Source organism: Arthrobacter humicola, from assembly GCF_039531445.1.
GTDB classification, from domain to species: Bacteria; Actinomycetota; Actinomycetes; order Actinomycetales; family Micrococcaceae; genus Arthrobacter; species Arthrobacter humicola.
This window is the reverse complement of sequence record NZ_BAAAQB010000038.1, coordinates 263,256-276,887: the sequence shown is the minus strand read 5'-3', so window position 1 is coordinate 276,887 and position 13,632 is coordinate 263,256. Positions and strand designations below refer to the sequence as shown.

Annotated in this window: 17 protein-coding genes; 7 read left to right on the top strand and 10 right to left on the bottom strand. The window is 66.4% G+C overall.

Going from position 1 to position 13,632, the window contains the following annotated elements:
• Positions 1–314: 314 nt before the first annotated feature.
• From rpsN to rpmB, 3 genes are read right to left on the bottom strand one after another with little or no spacing between them, the layout of a single operon-like run.
• On the bottom strand, positions 315–620 hold the full coding sequence (gene rpsN / locus ABD243_RS15900; protein ID WP_011693742.1) for a 30S ribosomal protein S14: 306 nt from the start codon (positions 618–620) through the stop codon (positions 315–317).
• 4 nt (positions 621–624) lie between these two features.
• Positions 625–792 (bottom strand): 50S ribosomal protein L33, encoded by a 168-nt coding sequence (gene rpmG / locus ABD243_RS15895; RefSeq protein WP_003798558.1) that lies wholly within the window; start codon positions 790–792, stop codon positions 625–627.
• Positions 792–1,028 (bottom strand): 50S ribosomal protein L28, encoded by a 237-nt coding sequence (rpmB, locus tag ABD243_RS15890; protein WP_011693744.1) that lies wholly within the window; start codon positions 1,026–1,028, stop codon positions 792–794. Before rpmB ends, rpmG begins: the two co-directional genes overlap by 1 nt.
• 559 nt (positions 1,029–1,587) lie before the next feature.
• Between rpmB and ABD243_RS15885 the strand changes: the two genes are divergently transcribed.
• The 3 genes from ABD243_RS15885 to ABD243_RS15875 are packed head-to-tail and all read left to right on the top strand — an operon-like array spanning position 1,588 to position 4,311.
• Positions 1,588–2,967 (top strand): ferredoxin reductase family protein, encoded by a 1,380-nt coding sequence (locus tag ABD243_RS15885; RefSeq protein ID WP_344367384.1) that lies wholly within the window; start codon positions 1,588–1,590, stop codon positions 2,965–2,967.
• Positions 2,964–3,509, top strand: a complete 546-nt coding sequence (locus ABD243_RS15880; protein ID WP_344367383.1) for an FMN-binding protein — start codon at positions 2,964–2,966, stop codon at positions 3,507–3,509. Before ABD243_RS15885 ends, ABD243_RS15880 begins: the two co-directional genes overlap by 4 nt.
• Positions 3,510–3,549: 40 nt before the next feature.
• Positions 3,550–4,311: an FAD:protein FMN transferase gene (locus ABD243_RS15875; RefSeq protein ID WP_344367405.1), complete on the top strand. Its 762-nt coding sequence runs from the start codon at positions 3,550–3,552 to the stop codon at positions 4,309–4,311.
• A gap of 17 nt (positions 4,312–4,328) precedes the next feature.
• On the opposite strand, the gene ABD243_RS15870 is transcribed toward ABD243_RS15875, so the two are convergent.
• Positions 4,329–5,090 (bottom strand): SGNH/GDSL hydrolase family protein, encoded by a 762-nt coding sequence (locus ABD243_RS15870; RefSeq protein WP_344367382.1) that lies wholly within the window; start codon positions 5,088–5,090, stop codon positions 4,329–4,331.
• 75 nt (positions 5,091–5,165) lie between these two features.
• Complete coding sequence (locus ABD243_RS15865) at positions 5,166–5,645, bottom strand: MarR family winged helix-turn-helix transcriptional regulator (protein WP_091255468.1); 480 nt, start codon at positions 5,643–5,645, stop codon at positions 5,166–5,168.
• A 102-nt stretch (positions 5,646–5,747) separates the two neighbouring features.
• Here ABD243_RS15865 and ABD243_RS15860 point away from each other — a divergent pair, with 102 nt between their 5' ends.
• Entirely contained in the window at positions 5,748–6,035 is a 288-nt protein-coding gene (locus tag ABD243_RS15860; RefSeq protein WP_344367381.1) for a YciI family protein, read from the top strand.
• Between the two features lie 47 nt (positions 6,036–6,082).
• On the opposite strand, the gene ABD243_RS15855 is transcribed toward ABD243_RS15860, so the two are convergent.
• The 3 genes from ABD243_RS15855 to ABD243_RS15845 form a co-directional block, all read right to left on the bottom strand.
• Positions 6,083–6,922 carry an SGNH/GDSL hydrolase family protein gene (locus ABD243_RS15855; protein ID WP_344367380.1) on the bottom strand — a complete coding sequence of 280 codons (840 nt, stop codon included), beginning with the start codon at positions 6,920–6,922 and terminating at the stop codon, positions 6,083–6,085.
• A gap of 98 nt (positions 6,923–7,020) precedes the next feature.
• A complete protein-coding gene (locus ABD243_RS15850; RefSeq protein WP_344367379.1) occupies positions 7,021–7,968 on the bottom strand; it encodes a LysR family transcriptional regulator in 948 nt (315 codons plus the stop codon).
• A gap of 16 nt (positions 7,969–7,984) precedes the next feature.
• The gene (locus tag ABD243_RS15845; RefSeq protein ID WP_344367378.1) at positions 7,985–8,215 is read right to left on the bottom strand and encodes a hypothetical protein; all 231 of its coding nucleotides are present in this window, start codon (positions 8,213–8,215) and stop codon (positions 7,985–7,987) included.
• A gap of 87 nt (positions 8,216–8,302) precedes the next feature.
• Between ABD243_RS15845 and ABD243_RS15840 the strand changes: the two genes are divergently transcribed.
• From ABD243_RS15840 to ABD243_RS15830, 3 genes are all read left to right on the top strand, one after another.
• The gene (locus ABD243_RS15840) at positions 8,303–8,488 is read left to right on the top strand and encodes a ferredoxin (RefSeq protein WP_344367377.1); all 186 of its coding nucleotides are present in this window, start codon (positions 8,303–8,305) and stop codon (positions 8,486–8,488) included.
• Between the two features lie 2 nt (positions 8,489–8,490).
• A complete protein-coding gene (locus ABD243_RS15835) occupies positions 8,491–9,690 on the top strand; it encodes an NAD(P)/FAD-dependent oxidoreductase (protein WP_344367376.1) in 1,200 nt (399 codons plus the stop codon).
• Between the two features lie 392 nt (positions 9,691–10,082).
• On the top strand, positions 10,083–10,577 hold the full coding sequence (locus tag ABD243_RS15830; protein WP_344367375.1) for an FBP domain-containing protein: 495 nt from the start codon (positions 10,083–10,085) through the stop codon (positions 10,575–10,577).
• 90 nt (positions 10,578–10,667) lie between these two features.
• Here the strand turns inward: ABD243_RS15830 and ABD243_RS15825 are convergent, their stop codons facing one another.
• Together ABD243_RS15825 and ABD243_RS15820 are read right to left on the bottom strand one after the other, a co-directional pair.
• Complete coding sequence (locus tag ABD243_RS15825; protein ID WP_344367374.1) at positions 10,668–12,044, bottom strand: flavin monoamine oxidase family protein; 1,377 nt, start codon at positions 12,042–12,044, stop codon at positions 10,668–10,670.
• A 22-nt stretch (positions 12,045–12,066) separates the two neighbouring features.
• Complete coding sequence (locus ABD243_RS15820; RefSeq protein WP_344367373.1) at positions 12,067–13,584, bottom strand: APC family permease; 1,518 nt, start codon at positions 13,582–13,584, stop codon at positions 12,067–12,069.
• Positions 13,585–13,632: the final 48 nt, after the last annotated feature.

Here is a 13,632-nt window from a genome sequence, read left to right as displayed (position 1 = left end):
GGCCGCCTCCGGTTCCCAGCATTTCCGCTGGTCTCCCTCGCGGCGACTTAGAAAACAATACACCCACCACGCCCCCACCGCAAACCCACCCCCACAGCACCCCAAAAACCCCGCCGGCGCGGGCCTAAACCGGTCGCCAGGCACCCAACCGGGCGCCCCGGCGTCGCAAATGACGGTTGTGCGCTGCGTCACCGCGGTGCGGGCATGGACGAAGGGCGCGCCACGGGCTGTTGGTGCGGGCCGTTAACGCAAGAAGGGCCGGCAACCAAACGGTTGCCGGCCCTTCTCAAGCCACTGGCTTCAGGAGTGCTGAATTACCAGGAAGACTTCGTGATGCCCGGGAGCTCACCGCGGTGAGCCATGTCGCGGAAGCGAACACGGGAGATGCCGAACTTCTGGAAGGTACCGCGCGGGCGGCCATCGATGATGTCGCGGTTACGCAGACGTACCGGGGAGGCGTTGCGGGGCAGCTTCTGCAGGCCGAGGCGTGCAGCTTCGCGTGCTTCGTCGGTTGAAGCGGGGTCAACCAGAGCCTTCTTCAGTTCGAGGCGCTTTGCAGCATAACGCTCGACGATGACTTTACGCTGTTCGTTCTTAGCGATCATTGACTTCTTAGCCATGTGTTTAGCGCTCCTCTCGGAATTCGACGTGCTGGCGGATTTTGGGGTCGTACTTCTTCAGAACCAGGCGGTCCGGGTCGTTACGACGGTTCTTGCGCGTCACGTAGGTGTAGCCCGTGCCCGCGGTCGACTTCAGCTTGATGATCGGACGTACGTCCTTGTCCTTTGCCACTAGAGCTTCACTCCTCGTGCCAGGATGGCGGCGACGACTACGTCGATGCCACGTACGTCGATGGTCTTGATGCCACGAGCAGAGACCTGCAGCGTGACGTTACGGCGCAGGGACGGAACCCAGTAGCGCTTCTTCTGGATGTTCGGGTCGAACCGGCGCTTGTTGCGACGGTGCGAGTGCGAAATGCTGTGTCCAAAGCCCGGCTCGGCTCCGGTCACCTGGCAGTGTGCTGCCATGACGACTCTCCTCAAAAAATAAATGAAACGGCTAGCGGAGTTCCCACTGACCGTGCGATGGGCGGCGTCCGCATCCAGCTCCCGCCCCAATCACCAGATCCGCAGGAATCTGAAGCCGGCGCAAACCGGCTGATTTCCTCACTGCGGCAAAGATTGTGGGCCACGGGCACCGGGCGGTGGCGGTCCGTGGGACAGCCAATGCGAAGTGCCGGGATGCTGGGCGAATACAGGAATGCGCGCAACTTGAGCCCCTAACTACCGGCCGCCACGACCGTCGATTTCTCAGACGAGTCCTGCCAACCGGAGCAATTGCACACGCTCCGCGCCACCTAGCGCCTACCAAGTCTACGAGTTCGACTAATTAAAGACCAATCCGCCGCCATGTGGGGTACCGGAAAATGCCCGCCGGAGCTCCTGCGCAAAGAGGGGAACCGCTCCAGGTCATATGCCGGACGAAGCATTTTCACAGCCAAATGATAGGCAGGGGGGCGACTCTGGATACATGAACACACAACTTCTGACGACCCGTCCCGAGGTTCGCCGCAGCTCTCGTGGCTCCGTGAACCCCTTTAAGGGGCAACATCGGCGGCGGTTGCTGAGAGCGGATCTGCTGACTGTTCTCTTTTGGGCGTCCCTGGCGGGCGCCATCGCTTTGTGGCTGGCCGACGGCGGAGCATCCGGATTCTCGACTCCCGCCGGTTCCTTCACCGCACTGGGGATTGTGGCCGGTCTCGTCGGCATGGACCTGGTGCTCCTGATGCTGCTCCTGGCCGCCCGGCTTCCCTTCATTGATGGCGCCGTCGGCCATGACCGCGCCTTGGAGTTCCACCGCAAGCTGGGCAAGCCGGCCCTGTACCTCCTGCTGGCGCACGGGATCCTCATTGCGATCGGCTACGGCATGGCCGAAGGGCTGGATCCCGTCACTGAGGCCGTGAACTTGTGGGTCCAGGTCCCCGACATGTGGCTGGCCTACATCTCCATGGTTCTGTTCATCGCCGTCGTGGTCACCTCCCTGGTGGCCGTCCGGCGCCGGTTCCCTTACGAGTTCTGGTACGCCGTCCACCTGCTGACCTATGCCGCAGTGCTGACGTCCATCCCACACCAGTTCAGCGTCGGAGGCCTCTTCGCACCGGGCACCTGGCAGCGCTGGTACTGGCTGGCTGCCTGCATCGGTACCGGCGCCGCGCTCCTGCATAACCGGGTTCTGGAGCCGATTGTGGCCACTACCCGGCACAAACTCAGCGTCAGCCGCGTTGTACAGGTCGCCCCCGGCGTCGTCAGTATTGAGATGACCGGGCGTCACCTTGACGAACTGACGGGCGCCGGCGGCCGGTTCTTCATCTGGCGGTTCCTCGCTCCCGGCATGTGGTGGCACCCGCACCCCTTCAGCCTCTCCGCGGAGCCCGTCCAGCTCGGCGCCAGCGGCTCCCTGCGGATCACGGTCCGCAACCTCGGCAAGGGCTCGTCCCAGTTGGCCCGGCTGAAACGCGGCACAAAAGTGGCCATTGAAGGCCCCTACGGACTCTTCAGCACCGCGGCCAGGAGCCGGAATCACGTCGTGATGATCGGTGCCGGCATCGGGATCACCCCTATCCGGGCGCTGCTGGAAAGCACACCTTTCAACCCAGGCGACGCCACCGTCATTCTGCGTGGCCACAGCGAAAAGGAGCTGTACCTGGGCAAAGAGATCATGGACCTTTGCCAACGCCGTGGCGCGACCCTGTACCACCTCACCGGGCGCCGCCCGGCGGGCGTCGAGACGTGGCTTCCCGCCGACGCCACCCGTTCGGGATACCGGCTGGGGAGCTACGCACCAAACATCGCCGAGGCCGACGTCTACGTCTGTGGACCGGCAGCCTGGGCCCAAAACGTCCTCAAAGACGCACGAGCAGCAGGCGTGCGGGAAGAACAGCTTCACTACGAAAGGTTTGACTGGTGAGAATTCGCGCAGCAGTTTCAGCAACCCTGGCTTCGGCCGGAATCCTCCTGGTCGGATGGCAGTCCGGCAGCCACGTGACGGAGGCGGCAGGTTCGTCCATCGGCACCTCCGCCGGAACGACCGGATCGACCGGCGCGTCTGCCGCCACGGGCAGCGGGTCCGGGAGTAGCTCCGGCACAAGCACCTCCGGGGCAGCTTCCGGAAGCGGGACAACCGGATCCACCGGTTCGACGGAAACCACCACCTCAGCGGCCGGCGCCGGGAACGGCGGAACCTTCGCCGGCTCCGTGAGCCAGACCCGCTTCGGGAACGTCCAGGTGCAGATCACGGTCAGTGGAGGGAAAATCACCGATGTAACGGCCCTCCAGCTCACGGATGAAGACCGGAGGTCCGTCGCCATCAGCAACCGGGCGGCGCCGCTGCTGCGATCGGAAGTGCTTCAGGCACAGTCCGCGAACGTGCAGACCATCGGCGGTGCCACGGTGACCAGCGACGCGTACCTCTCCTCCCTGCAGGCGGCCCTCGATGCAGCCCACCTCTAAGCTGGGTGGTTCGGCCTTGAAGGCCAGGACGTTTGGCTCCATGGGAACCGTCATCAGTCTGACCGTTCCTGCCGGGGCCGCCATCGCCACCGGGGGAGGGGCCGGCGTCGCCGACCACGAACTCGACGCCGCCGTCGCCGCCGTCGAACGGGTGTTTGCCCGGCTGGATGAATCCTTCAGCCTGTACCGCCCCGATTCCGAGGCCAGCAGGCTGGCCCGCGGGGAGCTTTCGCTTCGGGAAGCGTCCGCCGGGATGCGGGACCGGTACGCGGATGCCGTGGGCTGGCGGCTCATGACGGAGGGTGCGTTCTCACCGGAACGGCCCGACGGCGTGCTGGACCTTTCCGGGCTCATCAAGGGCTACGCGATCGCGCAGGCAGGCGAGACGCTGCAGTCCCAAGGGATCACCGACTGGTGCCTGAACGCCGGGGGCGATGTGCTGGTGATGGGCTCGCCCGTTCCGGGCAGCGGAGCCTCCTGGGCGGCAGGGGTGGTTGACCCGCAGGACCGTACGGCTCTGCTTTCCGCGTTCGAGCTGGGCGGCCCCGGCGCCCGGTGCGCCTTGGCGACGTCGGGTTCGGCGGAGCGGGGTGACCACATCTGGACGGCCGGCGCCGGCGGCGCGGAGTTTACCCAGGTCTCCGTGGCCGCGGCGGACATTGTGACGGCCGATGTGCTGGCCACGGCGATCGTCGCGGGCGGCACCGCGATGCTGCACCGGGCCACGGACGGCTGGGAAATCGATGTGCTCGCCGTCCGCCGCGACGGGGAACTGCTCGCGACGCCGGGATTCCGCGCCTGAACTGCCGGGTCTTCCCCTTAGAGACGCGTGAGCTGGCCGTACTTCGGCTGCAGACCGTCCCCGGACGACTTGCCGGTGACGCGCCGGACAACCCACGGGCCGGCGAATTCACGGACCCAGCGGGCGTTGGCGCGGACGGCGTCCGCGCGGCCCAGTTCCGGCACCGGCGTCATGGGCGGGACGTCAATCGAGTGTTCGTGTTCCAGGACCGTCAGGACCCGCTTGGCCATGTGCGCGTGGCCGGCGGCGGACATGTGCATCCGGTCCGTGGCCCACATGCCCCAGTCGTAGTATTCGCTGAAGCGCCAGTAATCGACCAGTAGGGCACCGTGGTCGCCGGCGATTCCGCGCACCAGTTCGTTGTAGATGGCGGTGCGGCCGCGCATGGTGCCGAATATCTTGGAGCCGCGCGCGTCGAAGCCCGTGAACATGACCACGGTGGCGCCGGTGGCCGCGAGCTTGCGGATCCCGGCGTCGTATTCCACGAGCAGGTCATCAATGTCGATCTTGGGCCGGAGGATGTCATTGGCGCCGGCGTAGATGCTCACCAGGGTGGGCTTGAGTGCGACGGCGGCGTCCACCTGCTCGGCCATGATCTGGCGCAGTTTCCTGCCCCGGATGGCGAGGTTCGCGTAGCCGAAGCCCGGATCGGCGGTGCCGAGCTGCTCTGCCACCCGGTCCGCCCAGCCCCGGACGCCGTTGGGACGGGTGGGGTCGTCGTCGCCGACGCCTTCCGTAAACGAGTCTCCAAGGGCTACATAGCGGGACGTGAAATCCATGAACCAAGTCTGCCAGCAGTTGCCGCAAGCAACAAAGACGGCGGCGCGTCCAGCTTCCGCGCTCAATTGTCGCGCTTAGTTGTCGCGCAGGATCCAGTGATCGTCGTCGAGGCGGGCGACGATATTCTCGCCGATACGGGCCAGGTCCGCGACGTCTTTGGGGCTCAAGGCGTCGAGGAAGAGCGACCGGACGGCCTCCACATGGCCCGGGGCGAGCTTCACGATCGTCTCCATGCCGGCGTCGGTCAGGTGCGCTGTGGTGACGCGGGCGTCGCCGGGGTGCGGGCGGCGCTCAAGCCAGCCGCGGTTCTGCAGCTTGGTGACCACGTGGGAGAGCCGGGACAGCGAAGCGCTGGTGCGCGCGGCGAGCTCGCTCATGGGCAGGAAACGCCCCTCGGCCTCGGAGAGCATCGCCAGCACGTTGTAGTCGAACAGGGACAGCTTCCCCGCGGCATGAAGCTGGGTGTCCAGGGCGGCCGGCAGCAGCGTAGTGATGCTCAGCAGGGCCAGCCAGGCCCGGCGTTCGTCGGCATTGAGCCAGCGGGGTTCGGTCATGGCTACATTCTAGGAGACTTGAAGCTTGACGATTCAACTTCGGCCGGGGATTCCCGGAACAGTTCCGTCCTGTCCGCGACCCGCTACCGGTAGGCTGGCCGCATGTACGTAGTCTCCCTGACATACAAGGTCCCCGACGACATTGTGGAGTTCCACCTCCCGGCCCACGTCACGTGGCTGCAGGCGGCCTTCGATGAGGGCATTTTCATGGTCGCCGGGCGCAAGATCCCACGCACCGGCGGCCTGCTGCTCTCCAACGCGGACAGGGAAAGCCTGGACGCCGCCCTCGCCAAGGACCCGTTTTATGTCAACGGTGTGGCTGACTTCGAGGTCATGGAATTCCACGCCAACAGGGTGGCCCCCGGCTTCGAAAACCTGCTGGACAGCTGAGTCGAGGCCGGCCCGCAGCGCGGGCCGGGCGGCTGCCGGGATCCGGCCTAACCGCCGTCGCGCTGCGCCTGCAACAGTTTCTTCAGGCCGCCCTTCCGCGGGACCTTTACGGGTTCCGCCCAGCGCGGCCGGAGCTGGTCGCCGAGAGTGACCCCGCGAAGCTTCCGTCCGAACAGGGGCAACACCCAGTCGCGCACCCAGCGGCGCTGCCGGCGTTCCCACTCGCGCAGGCCCTGTTTCACCGGCGGCTCCCATTGCTTGGGCTTGATCGTATGGGGCACCCCAAGATGATCCAGGACCTGCGCGGCAAGGTATTTATGGCCCGCCTTGGACATGTGCAGCCGGTCCGAATCCCACATCCGCGGGTCATGGAATGCGTCGAAGCACCAGTAGTCCACCAGTACCGCGCCGTAGCGGCCGGCGATCTCGCGGACCCGCTCGTTATAGAAGGCGTTGCGCTTCTTCAGCGGCTCGAGGAGCGCGGAGACCTTGACGTCGAAGCCGGTGAACAGCACCAGCGTCGCCCCCGTGCCCGCGAGCGCCTCCACCAGGGACTCATAGTCCTGCATGAGGGCCGCAATGTCCGTGCCGAAATCCAGGATGTCGTTGCCGCCCGCGTACAGCGTAATGAGCGTCGGCTCCATGGCCACGGCGGGTCCGAGCTGTTCGGCGATGATGTGGCGCAGCCGTTTGCTGCGGATGGCCAGATTGGCGTACTGCCACCCCGGCTGCGCCTTGGCCAGTTTCTCCGCGACCCGGTCCGCCCAGCCCCGCACGCCATTGGGGAACCGGGGATCATAGTCGCCCACACCCTCGGTGAAGGAATCGCCCAGGGCAACGAACAGCCTCCGGCCCCCCGTACCCGAACCAAGAATGTCTCCAACCACGCGTCCACGGTAGCCAGCCCATCCGGCCATCAGGGAACAGCGGGGTTAACAGGCGGGTGTCATTCGCCCCAGGCAGGCCGGTGCAGGCACTGAATGGGTCACGCGGGCGGCCCGGATCTGGCGGGCACAGGACCGTACCTGGACCGCAGAGGGACGGCGGCCTCCAGGAGGATCCCCCGCAGCCAGTCCTTGAACGGGTCCTCCGCGAGCCACGGGTTCCACACCATGTCGATGCCCAGGGTTTGGATGGGGAAGGGGAACTCCTCCATGCGCAGGTCGAACCGGCCCTCGAATGCCAAGCCGACCTGGTACCGATGGACCGCCACCCCGCCGGCCTGGGCGATCAGGTGGGGAATGAACAGGTAGTCGGACACGCGTTGCCGGACCGTGTACGGCACCCTGCGCTCGTCGAGGATTTCGTAGGGCCGCAGGCGTTCCGGGGCCGCGTCCAGCACCACATGGGGCACCGTCTCCAGGAGCTCCAGCGCGCTGGCCTGCCGCGGTGAGTCCCACGAAGTGACGACGACCCAGCGGTCGTCGTACAGGCGCTCCCGCGGATACGGCGTGGCGAACGTCTCGGGGAGCAGAATGACGTCCGCCGCATCGTCCGCGAACACCGCGATGGTCGGCGAGGACGTGGTTCGCAACCGCAGGACCGTGTTCGGCGCACGCTCGGCCAGCAGCCGGGTGAGCGCGCTGCCGATGACGAACGCGGTGCTGTTGGTCATCGCCACAGTGATCAGGCGCTCGTCGGTTGCGGGGTCAAACGGGGCGGCATTGACGAGCCGGGCCGTCTGCGTCAGCGTCTGGCGCAAAGCCGGCAAAAGCTCCGCGGCCCGCGGCGTCAGTACCATTCCGCGCCCCTGCCGCACGAGGAGTTCGTCGCTGAGCATGCGCCGCATGCGTGTCAGCGCATGGCTCATGGCCGGCTGCGACAGACCGATTCTGGCCGCAGCGTTCGTCACCGACCGCTCGTCAAGCAGCGCCAGGAGTGGCACCAGGAGGTTGAGGTCGACCGAAGCCAGCCGGGCCAGCTCTCCGTCCATCCCGGATCTTCCCAAGCTACCGGGCATGACTCGCCGGGAAAACAGCGTGCAGCGGACTCAGCTGCTGGATGCGCGGGTCCGGCAATTCGAGGTCGAGGGCCTCCACATACGACACAAAACTGTCTTTCGCATTCCAGGTCATTTCCGGCTTCATTGCCATTGCACACCTCACTTGTCGCACGCCGCTTTTCCGGCGCGTGGCCCAGCCTACCCGGCCATTCATACGATGCATATCAAGGATGAGCATTATTCATTTGTGAACATGCTATGCAGCTGGGAAACTCAACATACGCTCTGGTTGTGATCCACGCCACCGTTTTCAAAGGAGAAAGCCATGAAGATTGTCCTCGATCGACCGCGCTGCGAAGGCCACGGCCTGTGCGAGGACGTTGCCCCACAGCTGATGCACTTGGACGAAGATGGCGAACTCGTGCTGGACATCGAGACGGTCGACAACGACGTGGAACCGGCAAAGGCCGCGGTTCGCGTCTGCCCGGTTGCCGCGCTGCGGCTGGCATGAGCATGGCACTGAAACGCATCGTCGTCGTCGGAAATGGCATCGCCGGCCTTACCGCGGCAGACTCCCTGAGGGCGGCAGGCTTCGACGGCGATATGACCATCGTGGGCGACGAACCCCATGCACCGTACAGCCGCCCCGCCCTGTCGAAGGCTGCCCTGCTGGACGCCGACGACATGACGTCCCATCAGCTGCCGGCGTCCACCCACGAGGCATTGGAGGTCCGGGGCGTGAGCGCGACGGGGCTTGATGCCGACCGGAAAGTGGTGCACCTCGACGACGGCAGCGGCCTTCCGTACGACGCCGTGGTCATCGCCACCGGCTCCCGGGCACGCCTCCTCGGGACCGGCCCCAAGACCGGGGGAAATGCGGGCCGCTGCGACGGCGAACTGACCCTGCGCAATCTGGAGGACGCGCTGACGCTGCGCCGCCGGCTCACGAACCGGCCGTCCGTCGTCGTAATTGGTGGAGGCGCCCTGGGTATGGAGATCGCCTCCGGGTGCCTCTCCGCGGGCTGCGAGGTAACCCTGGTGGCTCATGATCGTCCGCTGACCAGACAGCTGGGCCCGTACTTGTCCGGTGTCTTCGTGGCCGCTGCCCGCCGCCACGGGCTCAAGCTAGCGCCGTCCCACGCGGTCGACCTGCGCAGCACCGGTGGGCGCACGGCCGACGGGCGTCCGCTGGTTGTCCTCGCGGACGGTTCAACCATCGAAGCCGAACTCGTGGTCAGTGCCGTAGGAGATGCCCCCAACGTCGAGTGGCTCGCCTCCAGCGGCCTACTGACCAACGGCCGGCTCGAAGTCGACGCCCGCGGGCGCGTCCGGCCCGGCATCATCGCCGCAGGAGACGTGGCCGCGTTCCCGACCAAGCACGGCATCCAGCGCGTTCCCCTGTGGACCAGCGCCATCGAGCAGAGCAAGGCCGCGGCCTTGGCTCTCGTGCGGGGTGATGAAGCACCGGAGTTCGACTTCCAGCCCTACTTCTGGACCGAGCAGTTCGGCCTCAGCCTGAAGGCGAGCGGCTTCCTGCCCTTAGCCGGTGCCCCTGAGTTCCTCGAAGGCGATCCCGCCGGCGGCCCTGCCCTCATGCGGTGGTCCCACGACGACGGCTCGGGCACCGCCGTCGCCATCAACAAACGAATCCCCATTCCCAAGTTGCGACGGCTGAGCGATACCGCGCCCCTGGTTGCGTCGCCCACTGCCTGAGATGAAGCGGTCGCGTCAGTTGGAGAACGACAGACCACCCTGTGGTCCGGGTTCTTGCAGTCGGCTGGACAGGAATCCAGGGCTTTGCAAGGATGGGCTCTCCGGATAAACGGACCCGGATCATCAGAACCGGGGAACTCTTGGAACGGGGGGTGAGCATGCGGATCGCGACGATCACCGCTGCCACGGTTAGCGGGGTGGCCGCTGTGGCCTGCTACGCGCCCGCGCTGCTGCCGGCCCTTTCCGAACAATCCCGTCCCGCCGCTGAATCACCACGCGGAGACGCCCGGTCCTAACCGGAGTCGCAGGCTGGCAGTCGTGTGCCCCCGTTCCGCCTTGGCGCGCAGTAGGCCCGCCCGGGCGGCACCTCTTCGATTCCGAAAGTTTCCGTCATGCAAAAAATCACCCCGCAGCAGATCCGCTCGTCCTTCATCAACGCGAGCCGGTCAGAAACCGCGAAACTCAATCTGCCCAAAAACTTCGACACCCTGGACTGGGAAAAGCTCGACTTCCTGGCCTGGCGGGACGAGAAGATGCCCCTGCGCGGCTATCTCGTGGTGCCCGGGATGAAGGGTCCCACCGGAATCATGCTCCGGGCCCCTGAAGGCGGGGCCAAGAAAAACCGCTCCGTGCTCTGCGAGCTGTGCCGGGATGTGTTCTCCAAGGACGATGTCCTGCTCTGGGTGGCCAAGCGCGCAGGGCAGTCCGGCCGCAACGGCAACACCCTGGGCACCTTGATCTGCGCCGAGTTCCTCTGCTGCCGCAATGTCCGGGTGGAGCCTCCGGCCAACGAGATCAATCCGGACCCCGCCGCCGTCGTGCTGCGGCAGATCGACGGGCTGGCGGCCCGCACCGCCCAATTCGTGGAGCGCGTGCAGGGAACGTAGCGACGGCACACGCAGCGCGGGGTCACCTGCGGCCCGGAATTATGGACCGTAAGTGACCCCGCGTCGCTGGAAGGCCGGGCGGTGCGGCCGTTACGCGGCGGCCTCCGTGCTGGCGGCGTCGCGGTCCAGGATCCGGGCCGCCGTGGCCCGACCCATCCGGACCGCGCCGTCCACATGCTGGTAGCCCTCGGCTGCCAGGTCCGAGGACGCCCAGTAGATGGGTCCCACCGGGGTGAGCTGGTCCGCGCCGTAGCGGTGCAGGCCGCCCAGATCGTAGCTGGAGGCGAAGGCGCCGCGGGTCCATTCCTCGGAGGCCCAGTCGGACTCGTAATACACCACCGGTTCCAGGGTTTTCGGGCCCAAGGACTCCGCCATGGCCGAGAGGATCACCCGGCGCCGTTCCCCGGCGTCGAGGGCGAACATCGCGTCTGCCTTCTCATCCGGCACGAAGGCCACCAGGGTTCCGCGCGGGTCCTCGTGATTGGTGTTGTCGTAGATTTCCTGGACCACCAGATCGGGACTGAAGCACGTGCCGGAGAGGCCCTCTTCGCGCCAGAACGGCGCCTCGTAGACGGCGTGCACCTTGATGACCAGGCCCAGCGACTGGTGCTGGTGCATCTGGTGCTGGCGGCGGGGCAGCGGCGGGTCAAAACTCACGCGCGAGTACAGGTTCGGCGGCACGGCCATGATGGCGTACCGGGCGTTCACCGTGGCCCGGTCCGAGACGGCGGTGACGCCGTTTTCGTCCCAGCGCAGGGTCCGCACCGGGGACTCAAGGACGACGTCGTCCCCCAGTGCGGCGGCGATGGTCTCCGACACCAGCTGCATCCCTCCCACCACGCGCTGGTCCAGCAGCAGGTCCTCGTCCACCAGGTTCGAGAATGAGCCCGCCGATGCCGCCATCAGGACGGCTTGCAGGGCGGAGAAAGAGTGCGCCGGCTTGGTGAGCATGCCGCCGGCCAGAAAGTGGCCGATGTTGGCGCAGGCCTCCTCGTCGTCAGAGAGCTGGCGCATCCAGTGGTGCAGCGAAACTGTGTCGAGTTCGCGCGCCCGGGGGTGCGCCCACGGCTCCGCGGCGCCGATCTCGGCGGCCAGCTCATCCAGGATGCCGATCAGCCGGCGCATTTCGGCCTCCGTGCGCTCGGACACCGGGAACATCTCCCCCGTGTAGAGGCTGCGGGTGCCGTCCGGGGCGACGTAGACAGACTGGCCCTCACGGTAGCGGCTGAATGTTTCCAGGCCCAGCTCGCCCAGCAGGCCTTTGAGTGCCGTCTGGTCCGGTGATATCCACTGGCCGCCGATTTCGAGCATGGCGCCGTCAATGGTGCTGGTCCAGGTCCGGCCGCCAACCCGGTCACGGGCCTCCAGCACGGCAACCGTCAGGCCCGCCGCTTTCAGGTCCCGGGCGGCGTTGAGCCCGGCCGTGCCGGCACCGATGATGACAACATCGCGTTCAATACTTTTCACTGTCTGCTCTTTCGTTGGTGCGTTAGTTGACCGCTGCTTGCCGGGCACTGCCGGCCCGCAGCTTGGCGGCGACGTCGATCGCGTCGCCGGCCGGCGCCGTCGATTTGGCGTCCGGGCGGGCCAGCAGGAGGTAGAGGAGGCCGGTGCCGGCCACAACGGCAAGGCCGATCAGGACGGTCCAGTCGGTGACAAAGACGCCCGTGGAGCCGGGCCAAGCCAGCAACACCATGGCAAAGATGCCGTAGGCCAGGGCCGCGACATTGATCGCGAACCCTGCGGCGCCCAGGCTGAACGGCCCGGCAGGACGCCAGCCCTTGAGCCGCTGGCGCAGGGAGGCGAGCACCACCGACTGGAACGCAATGTAGATGCCCAGCACGGCAAAGGAGGTGATCTGCGTGAGCAGCTCGTCGGACCCCAGATAGATGATGACGCAGATGGCCAACGGAATGCTCGCGGCGACGATGAGGGCGTTCGCGGGGACCCTGGCGGTGCCGGAAACCCTGGAGAGCCAGCGGTGGCCGGGCACCATGCCGTCACGGGCAAAGGAGAAGATCAGCCGGCTGGCCGCTGCCTGCAGGCTCAGCACGCAGGACAGGAAGGCCGTGATCGCAACCACCAGGAAGATCTTGGCACCCACCGGCCCGAGGGCCGATTCCAGGATGGCGGGGATCGGGTCAGGATCCTGGCCGTTGACGATTTCCTGCAGGTTGGGCGCCGCCAGCACATAGCCGCCGAAGGAGAACAGAGCCGAGACGCCTCCGACCACAATGGTCATCATCATGGCCCGCGGGATCCGCCGCGCCGGACTGGCGACTTCCTCCGCCACGTCGCCACAGGCTTCAAAGCCGTAGAACAGGAAGAGCCCGGCCAGGGCGGCCCCCATGAAGGCGTGCAGGTAACTGCCATCGCCCTCCACCCCCATCGAGTCGAAGAACACGCCGAAGCTCTGCTTGCGCTGGAAAATCAACAGGTAGAGGCCGACGGCGATCACGCCGATCAGCTCGGAAGCCAGCCCGATCCGGGCCACCCGCGCCATCGTCTTGGTACCGGTGAAGTTCAAGGCCAGCGCCACAACAAGGAGCAGTACCGTCAGGCCAAGCGTGGTTTCCCGGGTCACCTCAACCTCGAACAGGCTGGCCAGGAAGCCACTGCCGAATTCGGCCACCGCGGTAATGGTGACAATCATGGCCCAGATGTAGACCCAGGCGGCCATCCAGGCGTAGCGCCGGCCCCACAGCCGCCTGGTCCACGGATAGATGCCGCCGTGGATGGGGTACTGCGAGACCACCTCGCCGAATACCAGAGCCACCAGCATCTGTCCCGCCCCCACGATGAAAATCCAGAAAACCGACGGCGGGCCGCCGGCCGCCATGGCGATCGCGAAGAGGGAGTACACCCCCACCAGCGGTGAAAGGTAGGTGAATCCGAGAGCGAAGTTTGCCCAGAGGGACATGGACCGGTCAAAGGAATCCTGGTAGCCCAGGACGGCAAGGTGCTCACTATCGTTGAGCTCGGTGGTACTGCGTGATTCGGTAGACATGGTTTCCTTCCGACGACATTGGCGGGAGTTGCTGGCGGGGGTGCCGGC

What these genes read in the sequence shown, in the direction of transcription:
- rpsN (WP_011693742.1), bottom strand. Translation starts at nt 620, where the DNA reads ATGGCTAAGAAGTCAATGATCGCTAAGAACGAACAGCGTAAAGTCATC.
- ABD243_RS15830 (WP_344367375.1), top strand. Translation starts at nt 10,083, where the DNA reads ATGCAAAAAATCACCCCGCAGCAGATCCGCTCGTCCTTCATCAACGCG.
- ABD243_RS15875 (WP_344367405.1), top strand. Translation starts at nt 3,550, where the DNA reads ATGGGAACCGTCATCAGTCTGACCGTTCCTGCCGGGGCCGCCATCGCC.
- ABD243_RS15840 (WP_344367377.1), top strand. Translation starts at nt 8,303, where the DNA reads ATGAAGATTGTCCTCGATCGACCGCGCTGCGAAGGCCACGGCCTGTGC.
- ABD243_RS15845 (WP_344367378.1), bottom strand. Translation starts at nt 8,215, where the DNA reads ATGCTCATCCTTGATATGCATCGTATGAATGGCCGGGTAGGCTGGGCC.
- ABD243_RS15850 (WP_344367379.1), bottom strand. Translation starts at nt 7,968, where the DNA reads ATGGACGGAGAGCTGGCCCGGCTGGCTTCGGTCGACCTCAACCTCCTG.
- ABD243_RS15820 (WP_344367373.1), bottom strand. Translation starts at nt 13,584, where the DNA reads ATGTCTACCGAATCACGCAGTACCACCGAGCTCAACGATAGTGAGCAC.
- ABD243_RS15860 (WP_344367381.1), top strand. Translation starts at nt 5,748, where the DNA reads ATGTACGTAGTCTCCCTGACATACAAGGTCCCCGACGACATTGTGGAG.
- rpmB (WP_011693744.1), bottom strand. Translation starts at nt 1,028, where the DNA reads ATGGCAGCACACTGCCAGGTGACCGGAGCCGAGCCGGGCTTTGGACAC.
- ABD243_RS15870 (WP_344367382.1), bottom strand. Translation starts at nt 5,090, where the DNA reads ATGGATTTCACGTCCCGCTATGTAGCCCTTGGAGACTCGTTTACGGAA.
- ABD243_RS15865 (WP_091255468.1), bottom strand. Translation starts at nt 5,645, where the DNA reads ATGACCGAACCCCGCTGGCTCAATGCCGACGAACGCCGGGCCTGGCTG.
- ABD243_RS15835 (WP_344367376.1), top strand. Translation starts at nt 8,491, where the DNA reads ATGGCACTGAAACGCATCGTCGTCGTCGGAAATGGCATCGCCGGCCTT.